Annotated in this window: 23 protein-coding genes and 1 pseudogene; 13 read left to right on the top strand and 11 right to left on the bottom strand. The window is 69.1% G+C overall.

All coding sequences use genetic code 11. The annotated features are described in order from the left end of the window. Positions 1-89: 89 nt before the first annotated feature. Positions 90-2,243 (bottom strand): assimilatory nitrate reductase NasA, encoded by a 2,154-nt coding sequence (gene nasA, locus SD626R_RS07950; protein WP_092565449.1) that lies wholly within the window; start codon positions 2,241-2,243, stop codon positions 90-92. Between the two features lie 744 nt (positions 2,244-2,987). Between nasA and SD626R_RS07945 the strand changes: the two genes are divergently transcribed. The 7 genes from SD626R_RS07945 to SD626R_RS07920 all read left to right on the top strand — a co-directional run bounded on the left by SD626R_RS07945 (position 2,988) and on the right by SD626R_RS07920 (position 7,776). Further along, positions 2,988-4,748, top strand: a complete 1,761-nt coding sequence (locus SD626R_RS07945) for a nitrite/sulfite reductase (protein WP_092565447.1) — start codon at positions 2,988-2,990, stop codon at positions 4,746-4,748. Further along, on the top strand, positions 4,741-4,878 hold the full coding sequence (locus SD626R_RS16790) for a hypothetical protein (RefSeq protein ID WP_158298360.1): 138 nt from the start codon (positions 4,741-4,743) through the stop codon (positions 4,876-4,878). Before SD626R_RS07945 ends, SD626R_RS16790 begins: the two co-directional genes overlap by 8 nt. Position 4,879: 1 nt before the next feature. Next, the gene (locus tag SD626R_RS07940) at positions 4,880-5,302 is read left to right on the top strand and encodes a universal stress protein (protein WP_092565445.1); all 423 of its coding nucleotides are present in this window, start codon (positions 4,880-4,882) and stop codon (positions 5,300-5,302) included. A gap of 80 nt (positions 5,303-5,382) precedes the next feature. Further along, complete coding sequence (locus tag SD626R_RS07935; RefSeq protein ID WP_092565443.1) at positions 5,383-5,673, top strand: DUF6360 family protein; 291 nt, start codon at positions 5,383-5,385, stop codon at positions 5,671-5,673. A gap of 99 nt (positions 5,674-5,772) precedes the next feature. Further along, positions 5,773-7,074, top strand: coding sequence for an amidohydrolase (locus SD626R_RS07930; protein WP_092565441.1), 1,302 nt, complete (start codon positions 5,773-5,775; stop codon positions 7,072-7,074). 61 nt (positions 7,075-7,135) lie between these two features. Next, entirely contained in the window at positions 7,136-7,414 is a 279-nt protein-coding gene (locus SD626R_RS07925; RefSeq protein WP_092565439.1) for a winged helix-turn-helix domain-containing protein, read from the top strand. A 59-nt stretch (positions 7,415-7,473) separates the two neighbouring features. Next, positions 7,474-7,776, top strand: a complete 303-nt coding sequence (locus SD626R_RS07920; RefSeq protein ID WP_092565437.1) for a DUF8036 family membrane protein — start codon at positions 7,474-7,476, stop codon at positions 7,774-7,776. Between the two features lie 558 nt (positions 7,777-8,334). On the opposite strand, the gene SD626R_RS07915 is transcribed toward SD626R_RS07920, so the two are convergent. Beyond that, complete coding sequence (locus tag SD626R_RS07915; protein WP_092565435.1) at positions 8,335-9,705, bottom strand: geranylgeranyl reductase family protein; 1,371 nt, start codon at positions 9,703-9,705, stop codon at positions 8,335-8,337. Between the two features lie 179 nt (positions 9,706-9,884). Between SD626R_RS07915 and SD626R_RS07910 the strand changes: the two genes are divergently transcribed. Beyond that, complete coding sequence (locus SD626R_RS07910; protein ID WP_092565433.1) at positions 9,885-10,208, top strand: hypothetical protein; 324 nt, start codon at positions 9,885-9,887, stop codon at positions 10,206-10,208. Between the two features lie 22 nt (positions 10,209-10,230). Here the strand turns inward: SD626R_RS07910 and SD626R_RS07905 are convergent, their stop codons facing one another. The 5 genes from SD626R_RS07905 to SD626R_RS07885 form a co-directional block, all read right to left on the bottom strand. Beyond that, complete coding sequence (locus SD626R_RS07905) at positions 10,231-11,337, bottom strand: ABC transporter permease (protein WP_241996762.1); 1,107 nt, start codon at positions 11,335-11,337, stop codon at positions 10,231-10,233. Continuing rightward, complete coding sequence (locus tag SD626R_RS07900) at positions 11,330-12,577, bottom strand: ABC transporter permease (protein ID WP_092565431.1); 1,248 nt, start codon at positions 12,575-12,577, stop codon at positions 11,330-11,332. Before SD626R_RS07900 ends, SD626R_RS07905 begins: the two co-directional genes overlap by 8 nt. Then, the gene (locus SD626R_RS07895; RefSeq protein ID WP_092565429.1) at positions 12,574-14,208 is read right to left on the bottom strand and encodes an ABC transporter ATP-binding protein; all 1,635 of its coding nucleotides are present in this window, start codon (positions 14,206-14,208) and stop codon (positions 12,574-12,576) included. Before SD626R_RS07895 ends, SD626R_RS07900 begins: the two co-directional genes overlap by 4 nt. Before the next feature lie 108 nt (positions 14,209-14,316). Beyond that, positions 14,317-15,456, bottom strand: a complete 1,140-nt coding sequence (locus tag SD626R_RS07890; RefSeq protein ID WP_092565427.1) for a BMP family lipoprotein — start codon at positions 15,454-15,456, stop codon at positions 14,317-14,319. 180 nt (positions 15,457-15,636) lie between these two features. After that, the gene (locus SD626R_RS07885) at positions 15,637-17,211 is read right to left on the bottom strand and encodes a phosphohexomutase domain-containing protein (protein ID WP_092565425.1); all 1,575 of its coding nucleotides are present in this window, start codon (positions 17,209-17,211) and stop codon (positions 15,637-15,639) included. A gap of 105 nt (positions 17,212-17,316) precedes the next feature. Here SD626R_RS07885 and SD626R_RS07880 point away from each other — a divergent pair, with 105 nt between their 5' ends. Beyond that, entirely contained in the window at positions 17,317-17,601 is a 285-nt protein-coding gene (locus tag SD626R_RS07880; protein WP_092565423.1) for an acylphosphatase, read from the top strand. An 87-nt stretch (positions 17,602-17,688) separates the two neighbouring features. Here SD626R_RS07880 and SD626R_RS07875 read toward each other — a convergent pair whose 3' ends face one another. From SD626R_RS07875 to SD626R_RS07865, 3 genes are all read right to left on the bottom strand, one after another. After that, a complete protein-coding gene (locus SD626R_RS07875) occupies positions 17,689-19,380 on the bottom strand; it encodes a Na+/H+ antiporter NhaC family protein (protein ID WP_092565463.1) in 1,692 nt (563 codons plus the stop codon). Positions 19,381-19,700: 320 nt separating this feature from the next. Then, positions 19,701-20,180: a DUF7960 family protein gene (locus tag SD626R_RS07870; protein ID WP_092565421.1), complete on the bottom strand. Its 480-nt coding sequence runs from the start codon at positions 20,178-20,180 to the stop codon at positions 19,701-19,703. A gap of 543 nt (positions 20,181-20,723) precedes the next feature. After that, a complete protein-coding gene (locus SD626R_RS07865; protein ID WP_092565419.1) occupies positions 20,724-21,113 on the bottom strand; it encodes a winged helix-turn-helix transcriptional regulator in 390 nt (129 codons plus the stop codon). Between the two features lie 69 nt (positions 21,114-21,182). Here SD626R_RS07865 and SD626R_RS07860 point away from each other — a divergent pair, with 69 nt between their 5' ends. Continuing rightward, the gene (locus tag SD626R_RS07860; RefSeq protein ID WP_092565417.1) at positions 21,183-21,632 is read left to right on the top strand and encodes a DoxX family membrane protein; all 450 of its coding nucleotides are present in this window, start codon (positions 21,183-21,185) and stop codon (positions 21,630-21,632) included. 114 nt (positions 21,633-21,746) lie between these two features. Continuing rightward, positions 21,747-22,229: a VOC family protein gene (locus tag SD626R_RS07855; RefSeq protein ID WP_092565415.1), complete on the top strand. Its 483-nt coding sequence runs from the start codon at positions 21,747-21,749 to the stop codon at positions 22,227-22,229. Between the two features lie 10 nt (positions 22,230-22,239). On the opposite strand, the gene SD626R_RS07850 is transcribed toward SD626R_RS07855, so the two are convergent. After that, entirely contained in the window at positions 22,240-22,710 is a 471-nt protein-coding gene (locus tag SD626R_RS07850) for an SRPBCC family protein (RefSeq protein ID WP_092565413.1), read from the bottom strand. 368 nt (positions 22,711-23,078) lie between these two features. Here SD626R_RS07850 and SD626R_RS07845 point away from each other — a divergent pair, with 368 nt between their 5' ends. Both SD626R_RS07845 and SD626R_RS07840 read left to right on the top strand, forming a co-directional pair. Continuing rightward, positions 23,079-23,594 carry a CNNM domain-containing protein gene (locus SD626R_RS07845; RefSeq protein ID WP_092565410.1) on the top strand — a complete coding sequence of 172 codons (516 nt, stop codon included), beginning with the start codon at positions 23,079-23,081 and terminating at the stop codon, positions 23,592-23,594. Between the two features lie 101 nt (positions 23,595-23,695). Further along, positions 23,696-23,956 (top strand): annotated as a pseudogene (locus tag SD626R_RS07840) (hypothetical protein); the annotation flags it as partial. Between the last annotated feature and the right edge of the window lie 62 nt (positions 23,957-24,018).

The raw sequence follows: 24,018 nt of genomic DNA, 5'->3' as shown, positions 1-24,018 counted from the left end.
GATATAATTCTTTTTTCGCATGAACGACCGTGTAGTATACCGCCGTCGAGGTGGGTCCCTCGCGGGGACCGCCCGGACGACGGCCTGCGTCAGTCGTCGGTCGGGGCCGGGTCGCCGTCGGTCGAGATCGGATCCCCGTCCGCCGCGGCGCTCCCGTCGGCGGTCCCATGCCCCTCGTGGACGAGGGGGTTCGACGGCGCCGGCGCCCGCACGTCGACCGCGCACTGCTTGAAGTTCGGTTCGTCGGACTCGGGGTCGACGGCCGGGAGGGTGAGGGCGTTCACCGCCGGGTGATGGATCGGGAGCCACACCGTCTCCTTCGGGACGCCGTCGTCCGGGTTGACCGCGACCGTCGTCGACCCGCGCCGCGACGCGAGGACGGTCTTCCCGCGGTCGAACGCCTCGATGCGCTCCAGCGTCGTCTCCGGGTGGATCCGCGCCGTCGGCGGCGCGTCGCCCCCGTCGCCGCGGCTCCGGACGCCGGTGTTGTACGCGTCGGCGCGTCGCCCGGTCGTCAGCGTCAGCGGGTACTCGTCGTCGGTGGGCTCGGCGAGGCCGCCGTGGCTCCCGGTCGAGAACCGAGCCCGACCCGACGGCGTCGGGAACTCCCACCCGTCCTCGTCGGCGTAGCGGTAGCCGCCCTCCGCGTCCGGCGACGGCGCGGGCCACCGGACCGCGAGCTCCGCGTCGAGCCGGTCGTACGAGATCCCGGAGAGGTCGGCCGGCGTCCCCGCGGTCAGCCCGCGCAGCTCGTCGAACACCGACTCCGGCGACGCCTCGGACCGCGGGAACAGCTCCGGGGCGATCCCCGCGCCGATCGCGACGATTATGTCGAGGTCCCCCTTGATCTTCGGCGAGGTCTCGGTCGCGGCGCGGACCCGCGAGACCCGACGCTCCATGTTCGTGACGGTGCCCTCGGACTCGCCCCACGTCGCCGCCGGCAGCACCACGTCGGCCAGCTCGACGGTCTCGGTCCGGAACGCGTCCTGCGCGACGAGGAACGTCTCGTCCAGGGCCTCGCGGACGCGGTCGCCGTCGGGCATCCCCGCGACGGGGTTCGTCGCCACCGTCCAGCACGCCTCGGGCGGGCCGTCCGCCACGGCGTCGACGATACCGACCGGCCCCGGTCCCGGGTCGTCCGGGAGTCGGCTCCGGGAGGCGCCCCACGCGTCGGCGACGGTCCGGCGCTCCGCCGGGTCGGTGAACTCGCGCTGGCCGGGCCAAGTCCCCTTCGACGAGCAGATGCGGGTCCCCATCGAGTTCGCCTGCCCGGTCAGCGAGAACGGCCCGCTCCCGGGCCGGAGGTTCCCCGTCGCGAGACAGAGGTCGACGAGCGCCCGCGAGGTCGCGGTTCCCTGAACGCTCTGGTTGACGCCCATTCCCCAGTAGAGGAGCGTCGGCTCCGTCAGCGCGTCGGCGACGCGCTCAACCGTCTCGACCGCGACGCCGGCGGTCTCGGCCGCCTCCTCGACCGAGGGCAGCGACTCGACCGTCGCCTCGAAGCCGGTCGTCGCCTCGGCGACGAACTCGCGGTCGACGAGCCCCTCGTCGACCACCCGCGCCAACACCGCCCGGGCGAACGCGAGGTCGGTGCCGGGCTCGACCTGTACGTGGAGGTCCGCGTCGTCGACGGTCTCGCTCTCCACGGGGTCAACGACGATGAGTTCGCCGTCGTCGTCGCCCGCGCTGTCGGCGATCCACCGGTACATCACCGGGTGCGCCACCGCCGGATTCGCGCCCCAGATCACGTGGGTTTCGGCCTCGGGGATATCCTCGTAGGTCGGCGGCGGCGCGTCGCTCCCGAACGACTGATAGTAGGCGGTGACGGCCGAGGCCATACAGAGGGTGGTGTTGGCGTCGTAGTAGCGCGTGCCGAGGCCGCCGCGGGCGAGCTTACCCAGCGCGTACGCCGCCTCGTTCGTCTGCTGGCCGCTCCCAAGCACCGCGACGCCGTCCGAGCTCTCGGCGAGCGCGTCCTCGAAGCGCGAGACGACGGTCCCGATCGCCGTCTCCCAGCTGGTCGGAACGAGCGACCCGTCCTCCCTGACGAGGGGGCGCGTCAGCCACTCCCCGTCGGGGTCCGCGGTCTCGTCGATCCCGCGCTGGCAGGCGAGCCCGCGGTTCACCGGGTGGGTCGCGTCGCCGCGGACGGTGTCGAGCCCGTAGTGGTTGGTGTAGCCCTGCTGTAAGTGGCCGCAGCCGACCGCACACCGCATGCACGTCGTTGGCGTCCACTCGCTCATGGGCGTCTCCGTCCCTCGGAGGCGACGCGTCGCCGGGGCGCGGCGACCGCCCCGCCGGCCGCGTCTGTCCGTGATCGGTCCGAAATAGGTGGCCCGCACACGTTGTCTCGCATCAGTCTGGTTCTAGGTGTTACATAACTCATTCGCGGTATAGTTGTTACGGTACGATTTATATTATCTTTTAGCGCGTGTTTGTCCAGTTACTAGCCGAATAATAAGATAAATACGCACACGCCTGCACCTACGGATCCGCCGCACGCACATACCCACGTGTCCGCTCGTCCGCGACCCGTGCGTGGCGGCCGAGTCGCTTGCGCGAGCGGTCTGCCACGCCTCTACTCACACCACCTCGTCCCATTCGCACACCGCCCGATCTGCCGGCGGGGGTATTCGACGGATTCGGCTCGCCGAGGAAAGTCGACGGTTCGACCCACCGGATCAAACGTCAATCCGGCCGCAGTCCGTCGATCTGTAGCCGTCTTCCCCGCCGAACGACGGACTCCGGTTCCGGTTGTGACATTCTGCGAGGTTTCGGTACCGCAAATATAATTTCTACTTGATGTAGATGTAATATATATCGCTCAGTGGGCCGACTTCCCGATCGCTCTGCTTCTTCCCTTATTTTGTGATTTTATTAAAAGAGAAGTACTTTATGCCATCCTGTAAAGATAAAATCGAAATGACTCACCGTTCGGCCAACACGGGTTCGGAAAGATTGTGTTCTGGCGGCGAGCGTGATCGGTAATGGGGAATAAAAAGGAAACGTGGAAATCGGAGCTGTACGGCGACGAAGTCCGGGAGAAGCTGCTGGAGTTCGCCGAGAAGGGATTCGACTCGATCCCGGAAGACGAGCGGGACGCGTGGTTCACGCGCTTCAAGTTCTGGGGCGTCTTCCATCAGCGCTCGGGCCAGGAGAGCTACTTCATGATGCGGCTGACCAACGCCAACGGGATCTTAGAGCCCGACCAGCTCCGCGCCATCGGCGAGGTCGCCCGCGACTACGCGGACGGTCCGGTCTCGAACCCGGAGTTCGGCGACAGCTGGATCGACCTGACCACCCGGCAGTCGGTCCAGCTTCACTGGATCAGGCTAGAGGACGTCCCGGAGATCTGGGAGAAACTGGAGTCCGTCGGCGTCACCACCCGGTCGTCGGGCGGGGACACGATGCGGAACATCTCCGGCAGCCCCGTCGCCGGGAAGGACGCGAACGAGGTCATCGACACGCTCCCGCTCTTAGAGCGGTTCCAAGAGGAGATACGCGGCGATAACGACCTCCGGAACATGCCCCGGAAGTTCAACATCAGCATCTCCGGGACCCCCGAGGGCGGCGCGCAGGACGCGATCAACGACATCGGCCTCGAACCGGCCGAAAAAGAGATCGACGGCGAGGAGACGCTCGGCTTCAACGTCCGGGTCGGCGGCGGCCTCGGCGGCCGGGAGCCCCGCGTCGCTCGCCCCCTCGACGTCTTCGTCACGCCGGGCGAGGCGTACGAGGTCGTCCGCGGCTTCGTCGAGCTGTACCACGAGCACGGCGACCGCCAAGTCCGCGCGAAGAACCGGTCGCGGTTCTTCGTCGACGAGCACGGCACCGACTGGATCCGCGACCTCCTCGCCGAGGAGTACGTCGACGGCGACCTCCGGCCAGCCGGCGAGGACATCCGCGACGGGTACACGTACAACGCCGGCGATGTCCCCGAGGAGGGCAAGAAGGACTACACCGGCGTCCACGAGCAGGGCGACGGGCGGCGGTACGTCGGCCTCAGCGTGGCCGTCGGGCGACTGCCGGCCGAGGAGGCCATCGAGCTCGCGGACCTCGCTGACGAGTACGGCTCCGGAGAGGTCCGGCTCACGCGCCGGCAGAACCCGATCATCGTCGACGTCGAGCCCGAGCGCGTCGACGAGCTGCTCGCGGAGCCGCTGCTCGCGAAACACCGGCCCGAGCCGAACCCGTTCGTCCGCGGCGCGATGGCGTGTACCGGAACCGAGTTCTGCTCGCTGGCGCTCGTCGAGACGAAGGCGCGGACCGCGCGCCTGCTCCGCTGGCTGCGCGACAACGTCGATCTGCCGGACGACGTCGAGCAGCTCAAGCTCCACTTCTCCGGCTGCACGGCCGACTGCGGCCACGCCAACACCGCCGACATCGGCCTGCTCGGGATGCGGGCGCGCAAGGACGGCGAGATGGTCGAGGCGGTCGACATCGGCGTCGGCGGCGGGATGGGCGAGGAGCCCTCCTTCGTCGAGTACGTCCGACAGCGCGTGCCCGCGGACGAGGCGCCGGGCGCGATCCGGAACCTCGTCGAGGGGTTCGCGGCGCGCCGCGAGCCGGGACAGACGTTCCGGGAGTGGGTCGACGCGACCGATCTCGACGCGGTCGCCGACCTGTGCGAGCCCGAGGAGACGGACTACGTCGACGCCTCGCTCACCGACGCGAAGCAGTCGTGGTACCCGTTCGCCGACGAGGGGACCGCGCCGGCGGCGCCGGAAGTAGCCTCGTCCGATGACTGAGCCCCCGCGCTCGACCGCGACCGACGAGGAGTCGGAACGGGAGGCCGGGGAGGACTCCCCGGAGGACGCCCCCGATCGCACCGGACAGCACGCCTCCGCCGACGTCGCGCCAGAGCTGTTCGGGTGGTAGCGTGTACGACGACATCCTGTTCCCGACCGACGGGAGCGAGGCCTCGAAGGCGACGTTCCCGCACGCGGTGAGCCAGGCACGCGCGTTCGACGCGCGCATCCACGTGCTCTACGTCGTCGACACGACGTACGCCGGCGTGGGCGCGGGCGGGAACAAGAACGTCAACTCGCTCCGAGCCGAGGGCGAGGCGGTGGTCGCGGAGTTCGAAGAGCGACTGCTCGACGAGGCCGTCGAGGTCGTGCCGGAGATCGCCGAGGGCGACCCGTTCACCCAGATCAAGCGGTACGGCGACGACGGGATCGACATGATCGTCATGGGGACCCGCGGCCGCAGCGGGGTCGAGAAGCACCTGCTCGGCAGCGTCACCGAGAAGGTCGTCCGGACCGCCGACGTTCCGGTGTTCACCGTTCGAACGCCCGAGTGACCGGCTCGGTCGAGGCTGCGTCGCCTCCCGTCGGTCCCGTCGCCGGAAGGCCCATGTCCGTGCCAGTCGACCGATGGGGCATGAACGAGCGGATCACGTCCGTCACCGCGTACACCACGCTGGACTTCGTCGAGGGCGCCGCCGTCGGCCCGGACTGGACCGAGGCCGGCGCGGGCGTCCTGAACGTCTCCGTGCCCGACGACGATCCCGAGCGCGTCGAGCTCCAGTTCGAACTCGACGACGTCGACCGCGACCGGCTCCCGCTCCACGCCGAGCGCGTGGACCTCACGCCCGAGCAGGCCCGCGCCGTCGCGAGCGACTTGGTCCGGGAGGCCGACCGGATCGAGGGCGGGGGCGAGGACGAGGACTGAGCGGTCCGCCGGGACTCGCGGACCACAGCGCGCGGAGCGACCCCGGCCCACCGACTCCGCCACGCGACGTTTTAAGCCCTCCCGAGGCCACCGACGCCCATGAGCGCGCTCGAATCCGACGCGTACCGCGAGTTCCGCCGCGACCTCCACCGCCACCCCGAGCCCGCGTGGCGCGAGTTCTACACCACCGCCCGGATCGTCGAGGAGCTCCGGAAGCGCGACCTGAGCGAGCTGTACGTCGGCCGCGACGCCCTCGCGACCGACGACCGGATGAACGTCCCCGACGACGACGAGCTCGCCGAGTGGGAACGGCGCGCCCGCGACGCCGGCGCCGACCCCGACGTCGTCGACGAACTCTCGGGGGGGTACACCGGCTGCGTCGCCGTCGCCGAGCGCGGCGACGGCCCCGTGATCGGGCTCCGCGTCGACATCGACGCGCTGCCGATCCGCGAGTCCGACGAGGGCGACCACGTCCCCGCCGCCGAGGGGTTCCGATCGGAGCGCGAGGGGTTTATGCACGCGTGCGGCCACGACGCCCACGCGACGATGGGGCTGGGGACGCTCGACGCGGTGCTCGACTCCGACTTCTCGGGTACCCTCAAGCTGTTCTTCCAGCCCGGCGAGGAGCAGGTGGCGGGCGGGAAGCCGATGGCCGAATCCGGTCATCTCGACGACGTCGACTACCTCTACGCGGTCCACGTCGGCCTCGATCACCCCTCCGGCGAGGTCGTCTGCGGCGTCGACGGCTTCCTCGCGGTCCGGCACTTCCTCGCCGAGTTCACCGGTGAGCCGTCGCACGCGGGCGCGAGACCCGAGCAGGGGCGCAACGCGGTGCAGGCCATGGCCGCGGCGGTCCAGAACCTCTACGCGATCCCCCGGCACGTCGACGGCCCGACGCGGGTGAACGCCGGGCTCGTCGGCGGCGGCACGGCGACGAACATCGTCCCCGAGGAGTCGTACATCGAGGGCGAGCTCCGGGGCGCGACGACGGAGCTGGCCGCGTACATGTCCGACCACGCCGACCGAATCTTGGAGTCGGCCGCCGCGATGCACGACTGCGAGGTCGACGTGGCGACGAAGGGCGAGGCGCCGAGCGCGACCAGCGACGACGCGCTCGCCGGGATCGTCGGCGAGGTCGCTAGCGAGACCGCGGGCGTCGCCGAGATCGTCGACAGCGACGACCTCGGCGGCTCCGAGGACGCGACGTACCTGATGAATCGCGTCCAGGAGAACGGCGGGCTCGCCTGCTACGTCGGCGTCGGCACCGACCACCCGGGCGGCCATCACACGAGCACCTTCGACGTGGTCGAGGGTGACATCCGGATCGGGATCGACGTGCTGAGCGGGGCGATCCTGCGGGCCGCCGAGACTCGTCCGCGAGCGGACGCGCGAGACCGGTGAACCGGGCGCGAGCGCTTTCCCCGGCGGTAGGTTTAGGCGCCGCGAGCCCCTTCATTTAGGCATGGAGGCCGTCCTCTGGTACGTGCTCACCGGCACCCGCGGCGGCCCGAACAGGGTCCGGATCCTCAGGGCGATCGACGACCGCCCGCGCAACGCGAACCAGCTGGCCGAGCACCTCGGTCTGGACTACACGACGATCCGCCACCACCTGGACGTGTTGCGCGACCACGACGTCGTCGAGCGCACCGGGGACGGCTACGGCACGGTGTACTACCCGACCGAGGGGACGCGGCGGCACTGGGACCTCGTCGAGGAGATCGCCGACGGGCTCCCGGTATGACCGCGACGGCTCCCGGCACGCTCCCGACCGACCGCGACGGGGCCCGCGAGGTGTGACCGATGCGGTGGGTAGACGTCGCGCGCGTCAGCGTCGCGGTGAACGTCGCGATGCTGTCGGCGCTCACGTGGGTGTGGGCCCGGAACTACCTCTCCTTTCGGTCGAAGCACTCGGTCGGTCTCGCGGCGTTCGGCGTCGTGCTCTTAGCGCAGAACGCGCTCTCGCTGTACTTCTACCTGTATCACCCCGTGCTCGCCGGGTGGTTCGCGACCGACATGCCGCCGCTGGCGTGGCAGGCGAACGTCGCGGTCCACGTCCTCCAGACGGTCGCGCTCGGGTTCCTGCTGTGGGTGACGTGGGACTGAACGGCGGTCTCACGGCGGTCTCGTCGGCCGATATTCTGCCATCAACTGTGTTACATCGTCGAATAATGGAGACGGAGGCGGTGGCGCGCGCCTCCGAGCGGCCGCTATCGGCGGCCGCGAGGAGCGCGTGCGAGGTCGCCGGCGCGTAGCGCCGGCTGCCAGAGGGACCTTCGGTCCCTCGCTGGACGCGGTGAGCGACGGGTGACCGAAGGGAGCCCGGAGCGAGCCGCGAGGCTGGGGAGGCGTGAGGCTGCGGTCGCGGTGCTGTGCGGGGCGGGACTCAAAGGGGCAGTCGCGAGGCGGACGCAGGCGGTGCAAGGACCGCAGGGAGCGAGCGTAGCGAGTGACCGAGGACCACAGCGAGCGTGCGTCCGCCTCGCGACTGGGGCTTTGGAGGGTTTCACCGGTAATCCGGTGTCAATCGCGTCTGGCCGAGCGGCTGGGGCTTTAGAGGTGGCCGCTGTCAGTCTGCCAGCAGTCAATTATGCCGAGCGGTTGGGAATTCGGAGACGCTCCCCACAGAGTCGTCGAAAACGCGTAAACCGCCGACGGCGACGGTCAGTACTTCGCGTCGGCGCCCGTCGTCTCGTAGATCCGGTCCATGATCGCGTCGCGCTCGCCGGTCCAGTTCGCCATCGCGGCCGGGCTTGTCGGGTACGACTCGTAGTGCGCGAGCAGTTCGTCGGCGAGCGACTTCGTCTGGTAGAAGCTGCGGATCGTGCCCCAGTAGCCGAAGCTCTTGACCGCGGCCTTCAGCTTCAGGCCGAACGACATCGACGTGGAGCCCTCGTATAACGCCTCCGCGAGCTTCTCGCCGGGGAGCGCGGCGAGCAGGCCCATCAGGTCGTCCACGTCGACCGCGGTCGAGAGCACGTTGTACACGTCGAGCCCGGCGTAGCGCCCGCCGAAGTGGTCCATCACGCGGGTGTTGTACCGCCAGAGGTTCTCCTCGCTCACGTCGCCGTCGGAGACGGCCTTCACGGCCTGCTCGCCGGCGTACTTGCCCGCGTACGCGGCCCCGGCGATGCCGCCGCCGGTGGTCGGGTTCACGTGGCCCGCGGCGTCGCCGACTGCCATGTACCCCGGCGCGACCGCCGAGTCGTAGGGGCGACGGGTGGGGAGCGCGGCGCCGAGCTTGTCCGTGACGGTGGCGCCCTCGAACTCCTCGCGGTTCCGGAGGTCGCGTTTCAGCGCCTCGACGAGCTGCATCGGCTCCTCGTTCATCTGGAAGCCCAGCCCGGCGTTGATCTCGGTGCTCGTCCGCGGGAAGTACCAGAGGTAGCCGGCGGCGCGGTCGGTCGCCTTGAAGACGAGGGCGTCGTCCCACTCGACCGGCTCCGGCACCTCGACGATCTCGCGGTACGCCGAGCAGAACTGCGAGTAGCGCACGTTGGTGTCGAACGTCGTCCCCTCGAAGTCCGCCTTGTCCTGCAGCAGCGACAGCGACCCGGCGCCGTCGATGACCAGGTCCGCCTCGTAGGTGACTTGGTCGCCCTTTCGGTTCGCGCGGAGCCCGGTGACCCGACCGGCCTCGGTCTGGATCACGTCGTTGATGACGGTGTCGTAGTGGAAGTCGACCCCGGCGTCCTCGGCGCCCGCGATGATCTGCCGGCCGTACTCCCAGCGGTCGATGACCGCGAGCTCGCCCGGCACGGGGATCTCGAGGACCGTGTCCTCCTGCGGGATCTCGAACCGGCCGTGGTCGACGCCGGTGTTCGTGAACGCCGGTTCGAGCCGGTCCTTCGGGATGGCCTCGGGGAAGGCGTCGGCGCCCTTTAGCGCGTCCCCGCAGGCGATGTGGCCCGCCTCCGTCTCGTCCTTCCGCTCGACGATGACGACGTCGAGCCCCTCGTTCGCGATCGTCGCGGCGGCGTAACAGCCGGCGGTCCCGGCGCCGGCCACGACGACGTCGTACTCGTCGATGCTCATGTCACGTGGGTCGTTCCCCCGGTGGCAAAACTCTTTGTTCCCGTTTCGGTCCCCTCGGGAGCGACACGAGCGGGGCGGATCGCCGGGATGGGGCGGGGTCGACTATTGCGCTCGGGTCGGGACCCGTCGGAGGCGTTCGGCCACCGATCTTAACGCGTTCGCGGCCGTGAGTCATCGGTATGACCGGACTCGACCAGGTCGAAAGGGACCGCCTCCGAGAGTGGCTCACGGAGGTCCGCGAGGGGGAGACGACGGCCGCGCTGATGCTCACCATCGCGTACGACAGGGGGATCGGCCCGGGCGAACTCGCCTCGTGGTACGGCCGGTCGCGCGAGTCCGTGGAAGAGACGATCGCCGCCATCGACTCGCCCGATCACGTCGCCGAGATCGCTCGGCTCGAGGGCGTCGACGTCGACGCGGTCGACGTCCCGTTCGCCGAGCTCGCGGAGCGGCCGGTCGGCGAGGCGGCGAGCGTCGTCCGCGACCACGCGGAAAACGAGTGAGCCGCGGAGCGCTACTCCGGGCTCACTCCTCGGTCTCGTAGTGCTCTCCGGCCGCCTCCGGGAGCCGCGTCCGCCCGACCAGCGCGAGGACGACGATCACGATCACGAACGGGGTGATCCGGATGAGCTGGCGGGGGATCCCGATCCCCTGGAGCTGGAGCACGGTCTGGACCGCGTCCAGCCCCGCGAACAGCATCGTCGAGAGGAACGCCCCGACCGGGTTGTAGTTGCCGAACAGGTAGGCCACGATGGCGATGAACCCCTTCCCGTTCACCATCGTCGGGCCGTTGCCGGTGAACTGGCCGAGGTCGAGCGAGAGCGCCGCGCCACCCATCCCCGCGAGCACGCCCGAGATCAGCACCGCCGCGTACCGGACCCGGGTGACGCTCACGCCGGCGGTGTCGAGCGCCTTCGGGTTCTCGCCGCTGGCGCGGATCCACCGGCCGAACGCCGTCCGCTCGAAGACGTACCACGAGCCGGCGACGGCGGCGAACAGCAGGTACACCGACGGCGACGCGGAGAAGAGCGCGCCGAAGAACGGGAGGTCGGCGAGGACGGGCACGGTGATCGACGGCGACGTCGCGACGGTCGGCGTGTTCGGGCTGCCGTAGATCACCTGCGAGGCGAACGGCGCGAGCCCGAGCGCGATGAGCCAGACCGCGAGCCCGGCGATGATCTGGTCCGCGCGGAACCCGATCGTCACGACGGCGAACAGCGCCGCGAGCAGCGTGCTCGCGACCACGCCGCCGGCGAAGCCGACCCACACCCCGCCGGTGAGGTCGGCGACGTAGATGGCGCTGAACGCCGAGATGATCAGCAGCCCCTCCAGCCCGATGTTGATGACGCCCGACTTCTCCGCGAAGATCCCGCCGAGGGCGGCGAACGCGATCGGCACGGAGAGCCGCAGCGCCGCCGCGAGCGTGTTCTCGCTCGTGAGCGCGTCCGCGAGCGTCCCGGCGAGCGAGTCCGGGAACAACAGCCCGGCGAGCAGGAGCGCGACGACGGCGGCGACCGTCGCGCCGGCGACGAGCGCGCGGGTCGTGTACCGGTCGAAGAAGCTCCCGCTTTCGTCGTTCCCGGCGGCGATATCGGCATCGGCGTCGGCGCCGTCCGCGGGCGCGTCACTCATCGGTCTCACCTCCTCGATCGCCGGCGGTCCCGCCGTCGGTCGCGACCGCCTCCGGCTTCGAGCCCGTTCCCGGCAGCCCGCGGGCCAGCAGGCGGAAGAACTCCGGCATCGCCACGAAGAGGATGATGAGCCCGCGGAGGACCCCCACGAGCTGCGGCGGGACGTCGGTCGCGAACTGGACGACCGTCGTCCCGCTCTTCAGCACGCCGAACAGCAGCGCGGCGACGCCGACGCCGAGCGGGTTGTTGCCGGCGAGGATCGAGACGGTGATCCCGTCGAAGCCGTAGGCGGGGATCCCCGTCTGGAACGTCCCGAGCACCATCATCACGTACATCGCGCCGGCGATCCCGCCGAGCGCGCCCGACAGCGACAGGCTCGCGACGACGGTGCGCTTGGCGTCGACGCCGCCGTACTCGGCCGCCTCGGGCTGGACGCCGCTCGTCCGAACGTCGTACCCGAAGGCGGTGTGTTCGAGGACGTAGTACAGCGCGGCGACGGCGAGGAGGCCGAAGCCGAGTGCGACGATCGAGAAGTCCTGTCGGGCCCCGAACAGCAGCGCCGGGAACTGCGCGAACTCGGGGAGCGGGACGGTCTGGTTCGCGGCGCTGTTCGGGTCCTTGAAGGCCCCGCTGACGAGGTACAGCGCGACGCCGGTCGCGATGAAGTTGAGCATGATCGTCGTGATCACCTCGTTGGCGTCGGCGTATGCCTTCAGCAGGCCCGGGACCGCGCCGTAGAGTCCGCCGAACACCGCGCCGACGAGGAGCCCGAACGGGATCAGGACGACGGTCCCGACCGCGCCCGACACGAGCGACGACGCCCAGAGGACGCCGAGCGCGGTCGCGAGCGCGCCGACGACCATCTGCCCCTGCGTCCCGATGTTGAAGATCCCGGCGCGGAACGCCAGCGCGACCGAGAGCCCGGTGAAGATCAGCAGCGTCGTCTCGCGGAGGGTGACCGCGAACTGGCCGTTCGGCGACCAGCTCCCGCTGAGGGGGTCGCCGAGCGCGCCGAGGAACAGCCGGTCGAAGACGACGACGGGGTCGTAACAGAACCCGGTGCCGAAGTAGTACACCGCCTCCCCAGCGGTACACGTCGTCATCCGACCGGCCACGAGCACCAGCACCGCGCCGATGAGGACGGAGAGGACGAGCGCCGCCGTGCTGATCAGGACCCGCTCGGTCGCGGACGCGTCGACGAGCCGAGAGAGCGCGTCCCGCGCGCGGTCGGCGGCGCTCACGCCCGCTCACCGTCCGCGGCGTCCGCGAGGTCCGCCGCCGCGTTCCGTTCCGCCTCGTCCGCGTCTCCATCTCCCGTCGTCGCCGGGCCGCCGCCCTCGTCGCCTCCGTCGTCGCCGCCCGGTCGCTCCCCGGCCATCAACAGGCCGAGCTCCTCCTCGGTCGTCTCGTCCGGGTCGACCACGTCGACGAACTCGCCCTCGTAGGCGACCGCCAGGCGGTCCGAGAGCCCCCGTACCTCCTCCAGCTTCGAGGAGACCAGGAGGACCGCCACGCCCTGCTCGCGGAGCTCCAGCAGCCGCTCGTGGATGAACTCGATCGAGCCGACGTCGACGCCCCGCGTCGGGTGCGACGCGACGACCAGCTCCGGGTCGCGCTCGAACTCCCGGCCGACGATGAACTTCTGCTGGTTGCCGCCAGAGAGCGACTCCGCGCCGGCGTCGGCGTCCGGCGGTCGCACGTCGTACTCGTCGATGATCGCCTCGGCGTGCCCGCGCGTCTTCGCCCAGTCGATCCGGCCGTTCGCGGCGAGTTCGCGGCCGTGCTGACTCCCGAGCAGCCCGTTCTCGACCAGGTCGAACTCCATCACCAGGCCGCGCTCCTGACGGTCCTCGGGGACGTACGCCATGCCGGCCTCGATCCGGTCCCGCCGCGAGGCGGTCGTGACGTCCTCGCCCCGGAACCGGATCTCGCCCGCGTCGGGGGTCCGGAGCCCGGTCACCGCCTCGACCAGCTCCGACTGGCCGTTGCCGTCCACGCCCGCGATCCCGAACACCTCGCCGCCCCGGACGTCGAAGGAGACGCCGTCGACGGCCCGGACCCCGCGGTCGTCCTCGACGACGACCTCCGAGGCCGAGGCGACGACCTCGCCCGTCTCCGCGGTCCCGTGGTCGATATCTAAGAGAACCTCGCGGCCGACCATCAGCTCCGCGAGCTCCTCCTGGGTGGTCGTCGCCGCCTCGACGGTCCCCACCTTCCGCCCGTCCCGGAGGACGGATATCTCGTCGGCCGCGCGCATCGCCTCGCCCAGCTTGTGGGTGATGAAGATGATCGTCTTCCCCTGTGCCGTCAGCTCGTCGAGCACCTCGAACAGCTCGTCGACCTCCTGGGGAGTCAGCACCGCGGTCGGCTCGTCGAGGATTAGCGTGTCGGCGCCGCGGTACAGCGCCTTCAGGATCTCGACGCGCTGTTGCTCGCCGACCGAGACGTCTTCGATCCGCGCGTCCGGGTCGACGTCGAAGCCGTAGCGGTCGGCGAGCTCGACGACGGCCTCTCGTGCGCCCGCCCGGTCGACGGCGAGCCCGCCCCACTTCCGCGGCTCGCTGCCGAGCGTGATGTTCTCGGTGACGGTCATCGGGTCCACGAGCATGAAGTGCTGATGGATCATCCCGATCCCGGCGTCGATCGCGTCTCGCGGCGAGTCGAACGCGTGGGGTTCGCCGTCGAGCCGGACCGTCCCCGACGTCGGTTCGTAGAGGCCGTAGAGCACGTTCATCAGCGTCGTCTTGCCGGCCCCGTTCTCCCCGAGGAGGGCGTGGACGGTGCCGCGCTCGACCGTCAGGTCGACGTCGTCGTTCGCCACGACGCCGGGGAACCGCTTCGTGATCCCGTCGAGGTGGACGGCTGAGGCCATTGGTCTACTACCCCCTGGTTCGAGGTCGGGTGAATATGTTTGGATATGGTTCGGTCCGCACGGACCGGCGGGCGGCCGACAATTCGACCGAAGCGCGCGACCGCTCCGTTAGACTTCCGAGGGCACGTCGACGTCGCCGGCGATGATGTCCTCGCGCGCGGTCGAGACCTCGTCTCTGACGCCCTGCGGGAGCTCGGAGCCGAGCTGGTCGCCGTATACGAGCGCGACGCCCTCGTTGTCGAGCCCGAGCGCGACGTTCGAGCCGCCGGGGAACTCGCCGTCGACGGTCGCCTCGATCGAGCTGTACACCGCGGTGTCGACCCGCTTGACCATGCTCCCGAGGATGACGTCGGCGTAGTCCGGGCGCGTGATCGACTGGTCGCGGTCGACGCCGATCGCGAACCCCTCCTGCTCCTGTGCCGCCTGGAAGACGCCGGTGCCCGTGTTCCCCGCGGCGTGATAGACGATGTCGGCGCCGCTGTTGTACATCGCGGTCGCCGCCTCGCGGCCCGCGGCGGGGTCGGTGAAGCTGCCGGTGTAACTGACGCTGACGTCGACGTCGTCGCTGCCGGCGGCGACGCCCGCCTCGAAGCCGGCCTGGAACTTCTGGATCAGGTCGGACTCGACGCCGCCGACGAAGCCGACGTTGGTGGAGGCGCCCGCGGTCGACCCCCCGCCCGCCGAGAAGTCTTGAGTGGTGAGCAGGCTCGCCATCAGGCCCGCGAGGTACGACCCCTCGTGCTCCCGGAACGTGTAGCTCGCGACGTTATCGGCGTCGACGGTCTCGTCGACGATCATGAAGTCCTGGTCGGGGTACGACCCCGCCGTCTCCGAGAGCGAGTCCACTTGGAGGAAGCCGATACAACACACTAGGTCGTAGTCCGGGTCGCTCGACTCCGCGAACTGCTGCTGGAAAGTGCCGAACTGCGACACTTCCTCGGGCTGGGACTCCTGGAACGAGATGTTCAGCTCCTCTTCGGCCTGGAGCGCTCCCTGCTGGGCCTGGTCGTTGAACGACCCGTCGCCGAGGCCGCCCGTGGCGTACACCATCCCGACGTTCGCCGCCGGCGCGTCCCCTCCGTCGGACCCGTCGCCCGAGTCGTCGCCATCGGACCCGTCCGAACCGTCCGAACCGTCTGACCCATCCGACCCGTCGCCGCTCGGACCGCCGCTACAGCCGGCGAGCCCGACGAGGCCCGCTGCGCTTGCCGCCTTGACGAACCGCCGTCGATCGATATCGGATGCCATGTCACCTGTATTGGCGCGGGAACGCGTCATAAATTCGTCGCTCTCGACGACGCGGTATCGGACGTTCCCGGAGCGCTTCGGCGGGAACGCCGCCCACTCGCCCGGGTTTGACCCGAACGTGTTCACGTCCGTGGTCTCCGAGCGTCGACGAGCGGAGGGCGCCGAGCGTCGACCGGCCGACTACGCGTCGTCGGCCGCGGCCACCGCCTCCTCGACGACCGCCTCGACGTCCGCGATCAGGTCGTCGACGGCGTCGCTCTCGGCGTATACCCTGACGTACGGCTCCGTGCCCGAGGGGCGGACGAGCGCCCACGACGCGTCCGGGAACTCCAGGCGGACGCCGTGCTCGGTGCTCGCGGTCGCGTCGGGGAACGCCGCCGGCAGCGCGGTCTCCAGCCGCTCCATCGCGCCGGCCTTCGCGTCGTCGGGACACTCGACGCTGACCTTGCGGTACGGCCGCTCGGTGATCGGCTCGCGGAGCCCGTCGAGCCCCTCGTCGGCGACGAGGCGGGCGATCACGGCCGCCGAGGCGACCCCGTCGATCCACTCGCCGAGGCCGACGTGAACGTGCTTCCACGGCTCGGCGGCGAAGACGACTCGCGTGCCGGTGCCGACCTCCCCGGCGGCGCCCGCCTCGCCGACCGCGCCGGCCTCCCCGAGGGCGCCGGCTTCGGCGGCGTCCGCCCGGACCGCGGCGATGCCCTCGTGGAGCGCGCCGAGCCGCACGCGCTCGACGCGCCCGCCGGCCTCGCGGACGCGCTCGTCGATCCGACCGGAGGCGTTCGGCGTCGTGACGACCACGGGGTCGGCGGCGTCGCTCTCCCGGGTGTACCGCTCCGCGAGCAGCGCGAGGACGGTGTCCTCGTGGACCACCTCGCCGTCGGCGTCGACGATCACGATCCGGTCGGCGTCGCCGTCGTGACCGATCCCGAAGGCGAACCCCTCGGCGTCGCCGTCGCCGTCGCCCTCTGCGTCCGGCCGCTGGCGACCGGGGTGGTCCACGCCCTCGTTCGCGTCGGCGACGAACGCCCGGAGGTCCCGCAGCGTCTCCGGGGTCGGCTTGCTCCCGCGCCCGGGGAAGTGACCGTCGACGTTCCCGTTGAGCGTGACGACCGCGGCGCCGAGCTCGCGGAGCACGGTCGGCGTCGCGGGCGCGGCCATCCCGTTCCCGCAGTCGACCGCGACCCGGAGCCCGTCGAGCGGGGCGCCGAACCCCTCCGCGTACGCCTGCACGTCGGCGAGGTAGCCGCCGAGCGGGTCGACGCGCTCGGTCTCGGTCCACGCGTCCCACGCCGCCGGCGGCGCCTCGCCCGCCACGCGCTCCTCGACGGCGCGCTCGGCCTCGCGGTCGAACTCGCTGCCGTCGCGGAACAGCTTGATGCCGTTGTCGGTCGGGGGATTGTGCGAGGCGGTGAGCATGACGCCGTAGCGTCCCCGCGAGGCGTGCGCGAGCGCCGGCGTCGGCAGTCGCCCGGCACGCAGCACGCGCACCCCGCCCGACGCGAGCCCGGACTCCATCGCCGCCGCGAGCGCGCCGCCGGTCACGCGCCCGTCGCGCGCGGCCACGACCTCGGCGGGGCGCCCGCCCGCGTCGCCTTCGTCGTCTCGACCGCCCGCGTCGCCCTCGGCGTCCGGCCGTCCCTCGGCGTCCGCTCGTACCTCGGCCGCGACGGCGCGTCCCACGGCGAGCGCGAGCTCGGGCGTGACCCGGTCCGTCGCGCTCCCGCGGATCCCCGCGGTTCCGAACAGGTCCATACCTGCGGTGTCGGCGGCCGCTCGTTAGAAGCCGTCGGTTGGCGGGCGGCGGTCCGCGGGCGCCGGGCGTCGTTTTTAAATCCGCGGCGGTCGCACCGCTCGGCCATGACCGAACGCACGCGAACGCGAGCACACGTGTACGTCTCGGGGCGCGTACAGGGCGTCTACTACCGGGCGACGACCCGCGACACCGCCCGGGAGACGGGCGTCGACGGCTGGGTGCGCAACCTCGACGACGGTCGCGTCGAGGCCGTCTTCGAGGGGCCGGAGGACGCGGTCCGCGAGATGGTCGCGTGGTGCGAGACGGGGAGTAAGGCCGCTGACGTCGACGAAGTCGACGCGACCTACGGGGAACCCGAGGGACTGGACGGGTTCGAGGTCCGGTGGTGAGGAAATTGGAGGTCACCTCGGAGACGTGCGCAAGGGGCCGAAGAAGTTCGAGTGGGCAGGAGGCAACGATCAAAAACCGATGTCGATTCAGCCACCTATCGCCGCGAATGCGAACACGAGCGCGAGGTATACAGCGACGACGACGACCGCCAGCACCGGGACCAGCGTGAAGTGGTCGTGACTCCCGTTGTTGCCATCGACCTCACCGCGCTCGATGGCATCAACGTCAACCTCGCCGGATTCGATGGCGTCGGCGGAAGGCATCACCTCGGGGAGCCCCTTGCGCCTGGCGTCGAACTTGTTGAGAGCGAGCGCTGCGATAGCCGTCAGAACGAGCGCCAGTGGCAATGCGACGTAGGCCGTCTGGAGGCCCAGACCGTATAGTACGAGGACGAACACCGTGACCCCGGCGGCAGTTCCTGCGAACGGTATCTGGGTATTAACGTGGTCGATGTGGTCAGAGCCCGAAAAGATCGACGACATGACTGTCGTGTCGCTAATTGGCGAACTGTGATCGCCATAGATGGCGCCGCCGAACAGCACCCCGACAAGCACGGGGAGGATCGAGGGACCGACCAGTTCATACCCTAACGGGATTGCCAGCGGGGTCAGGATGGCCATGGTGCCCCAAGAAGTGCCGGTCGTGAACGCGACAAACATTGCTGCGAGGAAGATAATCACCGGGAGGAAGCTCCCGGGGACGCCGCTGCCGACCATCGCGTCGACAATAACCTGGGCGGTGCCAACCTTCTCGGCAGCTAAACCGATCGACCACGCCAACACGATAATCGCGATGGCGATGTTCATCGTTTTGAACCCCTGGATGATGGTGTCGCTGGCCGTTTCTAGGTCCATTGTCCGGTAGCCGAGCGCGCCGACGAATCCCGTCACCATGAACGCGAAGGAACCATACAGAAGACCGAGGGCCACGTCGGTCTCTTGGAACGCCTTCGAGATGCCGACGCCGGGATTCTGGCCACCTCCGAGCCACCACATCGAGACCAGGCTAACGACGAGCAACACCAGGATAGGGACGAAGAAATTCACGAGCGACGGGTTCTTTTCGCTGGGTTCGCCGACGTCCTGCGAGACGTCCGACAGCGGTGTCGCGTCCTCCCGAATGGTCCGACCGGTGGAACGCGCCCGCCACTCGGCGTCGAGCATCGGACCGAAGAACCGCTGGGTAATCGCGATAAACCCGACCATGAAGAACGCCATGAAACAGTAAATGTTCCAGGGGATACTCTGGAGGAACAGCCCGAAGGGGGTCATCCCGAGTTCCGAGGCGGTGACCGTGGCCGCCTCGAAGCCGACGATGATCATCGATACCTGGTAGCCGATCCAAGATGACACCGGCCCGAACGTCGCCACGGGCGAGGTCGTCGAGTCGAGTGCGTAAGCATGCATCTCCCGGGAGGAGCGGTTCTCCTGAGCGAGATCCCGTGTCGCATTGCCCGTGACGATCGTGCTGGTGTATGAACTGAAGAAGATGAATACCCCGATGAGCCAGGTGAGGATCTGCGACTCGCGAGCGCTGTCGACCCGGTCACCGATCCACCGCTCCAGTGCCAGGATGCCGCCGGAGCGATGAATGAACGCCGCGCCCGCCCCCATGAACATGATGAGGATGATGAACTTCGTGTCGAATGGCGACCGAAATACCTCGACGAGCCAGTCCATGGTGAGTGCTGTCGCAGCAATAGGATTCCAGTTCACCACGATCATCGCGCCGATCCAGACGCCGGCGAACAAGGACACTAGCACCTGCCGTGTCGTCATCGCCAACACGATTGCCAGAAGCGGTGGTGCCAACGCCAACAAGCCGTAACTTGAAGCGGCCATGAGCGGGTTTGTATATCCTTATATAATAAATGTTTATATATACAAACTGTGGATTTGATGAAAGAACGCCGTTGAGTGACGGCGAGCCCGCCGCGGCCAACTGGTATATGATATCAGAAGGACCACCACCACTCTACTGGAGCTCCGAGTTCTCAGTTTTCGCGAGCGGCGGTAAACCGTTCTGGGAGATCTGAAGTGAGCAAGCGTCTCCTATCAGTTCCAAAGGATTTCAACAAAGCCGAGATGGGAGAATCGGATCAGTCGTCGTCAGCGACCGCCGTCTCCGCGCCCCCGCCAGGTCCCTCCCGCACGCCCAGCTCCTCCAGCGCGCGCAACACCACGATCGCCTCGACCACGTCTCGCTCCTCGGTGTAGGGGTCGTCGACCGCGTCGAGCGTCTCCCCCGCCTCGGCGGCGAGCCGGGACTCCAGCTCCGTCTGGTCCGTCTCGCCTTTCACCGCCGACAGCAGCGCCTCGTGGTCCTCGCGGAGGTCGAGCGAGACGTGCGCCGCGTTGCACCGGGAGAGCGGGTGGGCGTCCATCTCGATGGCGAGGTCGCTCACGAGGTCCCAGTCGTCGGCGCAGAAGCGCAGCGTCACCGTCCCGACGACGTCGCGCCACGAGATGGGATCGCCGTTCTCCATCAGCCCGAGCGCCCGCGGCGGCACCGCGATTCGGGTGTGGGTCTCATCGCGACCGCAGAGGCAACAGGGGGTGTTCTTCAGTCCGGCGTACACATCGCCTCATACGGGTCGGAGGGTACTGTGCGTTTCGCCGCCGAGAGGCGGCGGTCGGCGACGCGATAGATAAGAGACGGACACCGGAACCGACTCTAATAAACAGAACGCGGTGCGGCGGCGCGTGCCGGTGAGCGGCCGGTAGGCCGCGAACAGCGAGGGACCTTCGGTCCCTCTGGCAGCCGGACGCAGTCCGGCGACCGCACGCGCGAGGGAGTCGGTGGTCCGGAGCGAAGCGGGGGACCACCGACGAGGCTGGGGAGGGGTGAGGCTGCGGTTGCGGTGCGGTCGGGTGGGACTCAAAAGGGCAGCCGTGAGGCGGGCGCAGGCGACGCAAGCACCGCAGGGAGCGAGTGAAACGAGCGACTGAGGAGCACAGCGAGCGTGCGCCCGCCTCACGGCTGGGGCTTTGGAGGTATTCGCCGCCGATCCACGGTCAGTTGTTTACAATCGAGCGGCTGCGATTTTGGAGGTGTTCACCGCGATTTCGACCGTTTATGAACAGACCGCGACGGAACCGACGTTCCCGTAACTGAGCTCTTACTATCCGCTACATTCGGCGAGCCACTCGTGGGCCCACTCGTCGATCTCCTCGAAGACGGGCGCGAGCGACTCCCCCTTGGGCGTGAGGCTGTAGTACGTCGCCACCGGCGACTCCTCCTCCAGCCGACGGTCGACGAACCCCGTCTCTTGGAGGTCGTCGAGCACGCGCGAGAGCGTGCGGGCGTTCGCGTCCGTCTCGCGCTTCAGCTCGTTGAAGCGCGACTCGCCGTTCAACAGCTCGTGGAGGACGACGAGCCGCCAGCGCGAGCCGATCTGTTCGAGCGAGTCGACGACGGGACACGCCGACGCCGGGGCCGATGATGACTCCGTCTCGGACTCCGCGTCGGTCGTTTCCGCCGGGTCGGAGCCGGCGAGTTCCTGCGATGACATCGGTGTTACCTACTTACACTATTGTCCGGGAAGCGATAAATAGGTTACGTCCGTATACGTAGTTACACGATGTTAGCTGAATTCACGACGCTACCGCTGCAGCTCGACGCCCCCCTCGCGGGCGAACTGTTCCTGCTCGGCCGGATCCTGTTCGGCGCCACGCTCGCGTTCATGGGACTGAACCACTTCATGGACCTCGACACGATGGCGGGCTACGCCGAGTTCAAGGGGCTTCCGGCGCCGCGCTTCTCCGTGGTCGCGTCCGGGTTCGTCCTCGTGCTGGGCGGGCTCGGCGTCGTCGTCGGCGCGTTCCCGGTTCTCGCGGCCGGCGCGCTCGCCGCCTTCCTGCTGGTCTCCGCCGTGACGATGCACGACTTCTGGTCGGTCGACGACCCCGAGGAGAAGCAGAGCGAGATGACGAGCTTCCTGAAGAACGTCTACGGCGCCGGGGCCGCGGTCGCGCTGCTCGCCGTCGGCGGCACCGCGTGGCCCTACGCGCTGGGCCTCGGTCTGCTCTGAGCGTCACGGCCCGTTCCGATCCGTACGCGACCGTTCCGAACCGGACGCAACGCCTTCCGACCGCTTTCTCGACCCGCCAGTACCACTAATTGACTCCGCGACCACCGTACGACCGTGACCGACGCCCCGCCCACCACCGGACTGCACCACGTGACGAACATCTGCACCGACATGGACGAGACGGTCGCGTTCTACGAGGACGCGCTCGGCTGGTACACGGTCAAACGGACCCAGAACTACGACGACCCGGGGACGCCCCACTACTACTTCTCGTCCACGCCGGAGGGGGAGCCGGGCACAAACGTCACCTACTTCGAGTACCCGAACTCGCAGGGCGCGCCCGGTCCGGGCGCGAGCCACCACTTCGCGTTCGGCGTCGAAGACGAGGAGACGCTGCGCGAGTGGCAGGAACACCTCCGCGAGCGGGGCGTGCGGGTCTCCGAGGTGAAGGACCGCACCTACTTCAAGAGCATCTACTTCAGCGACCCGGACGGGCTCGTCTTCGAGCTGGCCACCGAGGGTCCGGGGTTCACCCGCGACGAGGACGAGCCGGGGAGCGAAGAGATTGATCCCTTCGCGGAGGGGTACGAGAGCTGAGCGAGGCCGATCACGGCTCGACCAGCGCCGCGAACCGGTCGAGCGCCCGCCGACAGACGGGGACGTACCAGGCCGCGACGGCCGGAACCTCGATGACGACGCGACTGCGCTCGGGCTCGCCGGCGTAGCCGTCGACGCGGTGACCGGTCGCCGGGAGCCCGGCGACCCGCCAGTCCCAGCGTCGGCCGTTGCAGGCGGTCACGCGGAACGGGACCCACGCGCCGCCGACTCGGACCCGCCCGGTCGTCCCCTGGGTCACGTAGCGGTCGTCGCTCTCGACGGCCGAGACGGCGGGCCCCCAGTCCGGCCACCCGTGCGTGTCCCGAAGCGCTTCGGCGGCGACGTCCGGACCGACGTTGACGTCGCGGCCCACGGCGAGTGTCGCCCCCTCGCGCTCGACTGTCGTAGCGGAGTCGCCGTCGCACCCGCACCGATCGAAACGCCCGTCCGATTCGCCGCCCGAGCGAGACCGGTAATTCACGGTTCGTCCAACTATCTCGTCGCAGTTAAGCCGACGTATATTAATTCCTTAAATGGTATCAGGTCTCATTATCTCTTTCCACGAAGGGTTAATACGGGGATCCGCGTAACCCCGAGTCAAGATGGCCGACGACCGCGACAGCATGAAAGACGTCTCGCACACGGCACCGCACGACACCTCGGCGAAGGGGGTCTGGAAACGAGGCCGAGGCCCCGTCGAGGAAGAGGAAGAAGAGGAGTAGCGCGCGGCTCCGATTTCCGAGTAGCAGTCGTCCCGTCGACTGTCGCCGTTTCTCATACCGAGCGTGTCCGTTTCGATCGGCGGCGACCGGCCGACACCCTCTTTGATGTCGTTTTTAAATACGTCGTATGGTCGGAGTCACACTCGGGTTGGCCGGGATCGGGGCGGTAACCGTGTTACTGGCGTTCAGCGCGTTCTTCTCAAGCTCTGAGACCGCGATCTTCTCGCTGCCGGCGGAGTGGTTCGAGCGGCAGGCCGCCACGGACGACCCCCGAGCGCACGTCCTGAAAGAGCTGTACGACGATCCCCACCGGCTGCTGGTGACGCTGCTCGTCGGAAACAACGTCGTCAACATCGCGATCTCCAGCATCGTCACCGTGCTGGTCGCGAGCTATCTCCCCTCCGGCCCCGCGGTCGTGGTGACGACCCTGTGCACGAGCTTCCTCGTCCTCGTGTTCGGCGAGATCGTCCCCAAGGCGTTCGGGCTCGGAAACGCCGAGAGCTGGTCGCTGCGGATCGCGTCCCCGGTCCGGCTGGTCGAGCGCGTCCTCTCGCCGCTCATCACGCTGTTCGACGGGATCACCCGCCGGATGAACGCGTACATCAGCGGCGACGGGAACATCGAGAAACCGTACACGGACTGACGGGGACGACTCGTCGGGACCGCTCGGTCACCGAGGCGTCGCGGGCGACGCGCGGCCGTCGCCGTCAGAGAGGCTTTATCGCCGTGTTACGACGTCCGGCCATGAGCGACCCGCAGCCCGAGTCGAATTCGGACCCCGAGTCCGAGTCGAGTTCGGACCCGCAGTCGGAGCCGCCGACCGAAACGAGCCGAGAGCCGGAACCGTTCCGGTACGACGCCGTCGTCGACCCGGGCGAGAAGCGCCACGTCCGGTACGAGGTCGGCGAGACGTACCTCGGCGACCCGATCGAGATGCCGGTGACGATCGTCAACGGCGAGGCCGGCGGGCCGACCCTCTTCCTGAGCGCGGGGATCCACGGCGAAGCGCGGGCCGACGACTGAGGGGGAACCGCTACCCTCCCGCCGTCCCGATTTCACGCCCCGCG

Source organism: Halorubrum sp. SD626R, assembly GCF_001261915.1.
In the GTDB taxonomy this organism is placed as follows: domain Archaea; phylum Halobacteriota; class Halobacteria; order Halobacteriales; family Haloferacaceae; genus Halorubrum.
Note: the sequence above shows the minus strand (reverse complement) of the source record. Positions and strands in the feature narration are given on the sequence as shown.

Excerpts from the sequence above, each read along its gene's own strand:
- SD626R_RS07885 (WP_092565425.1), bottom strand. The coding sequence starts at position 17,211 with ATGGACCTGTTCGGAACCGCGGGGATCCGCGGGAGCGCGACGGACCGG.
- SD626R_RS07915 (WP_092565435.1), bottom strand. The coding sequence starts at position 9,705 with ATGAGCATCGACGAGTACGACGTCGTCGTGGCCGGCGCCGGGACCGCC.
- SD626R_RS07935 (WP_092565443.1), top strand. The coding sequence starts at position 5,383 with ATGAACGAGCGGATCACGTCCGTCACCGCGTACACCACGCTGGACTTC.
- SD626R_RS07930 (WP_092565441.1), top strand. The coding sequence starts at position 5,773 with ATGAGCGCGCTCGAATCCGACGCGTACCGCGAGTTCCGCCGCGACCTC.
- SD626R_RS07845 (WP_092565410.1), top strand. The coding sequence starts at position 23,079 with ATGGTCGGAGTCACACTCGGGTTGGCCGGGATCGGGGCGGTAACCGTG.
- SD626R_RS07895 (WP_092565429.1), bottom strand. The coding sequence starts at position 14,208 with ATGGCCTCAGCCGTCCACCTCGACGGGATCACGAAGCGGTTCCCCGGC.
- SD626R_RS16790 (WP_158298360.1), top strand. The coding sequence starts at position 4,741 with ATGACTGAGCCCCCGCGCTCGACCGCGACCGACGAGGAGTCGGAACGG.
- SD626R_RS07890 (WP_092565427.1), bottom strand. The coding sequence starts at position 15,456 with ATGGCATCCGATATCGATCGACGGCGGTTCGTCAAGGCGGCAAGCGCA.
- nasA (WP_092565449.1), bottom strand. The coding sequence starts at position 2,243 with ATGAGCGAGTGGACGCCAACGACGTGCATGCGGTGTGCGGTCGGCTGC.
- SD626R_RS07945 (WP_092565447.1), top strand. The coding sequence starts at position 2,988 with ATGGGGAATAAAAAGGAAACGTGGAAATCGGAGCTGTACGGCGACGAA.
- SD626R_RS07910 (WP_092565433.1), top strand. The coding sequence starts at position 9,885 with ATGACCGGACTCGACCAGGTCGAAAGGGACCGCCTCCGAGAGTGGCTC.
- SD626R_RS07875 (WP_092565463.1), bottom strand. The coding sequence starts at position 19,380 with ATGACGACACGGCAGGTGCTAGTGTCCTTGTTCGCCGGCGTCTGGATC.
- SD626R_RS07865 (WP_092565419.1), bottom strand. The coding sequence starts at position 21,113 with ATGTCATCGCAGGAACTCGCCGGCTCCGACCCGGCGGAAACGACCGAC.
- SD626R_RS07860 (WP_092565417.1), top strand. The coding sequence starts at position 21,183 with ATGTTAGCTGAATTCACGACGCTACCGCTGCAGCTCGACGCCCCCCTC.
- SD626R_RS07925 (WP_092565439.1), top strand. The coding sequence starts at position 7,136 with ATGGAGGCCGTCCTCTGGTACGTGCTCACCGGCACCCGCGGCGGCCCG.
- SD626R_RS07920 (WP_092565437.1), top strand. The coding sequence starts at position 7,474 with ATGCGGTGGGTAGACGTCGCGCGCGTCAGCGTCGCGGTGAACGTCGCG.
- SD626R_RS07880 (WP_092565423.1), top strand. The coding sequence starts at position 17,317 with ATGACCGAACGCACGCGAACGCGAGCACACGTGTACGTCTCGGGGCGC.
- SD626R_RS07905 (WP_241996762.1), bottom strand. The coding sequence starts at position 11,337 with ATGAGTGACGCGCCCGCGGACGGCGCCGACGCCGATGCCGATATCGCC.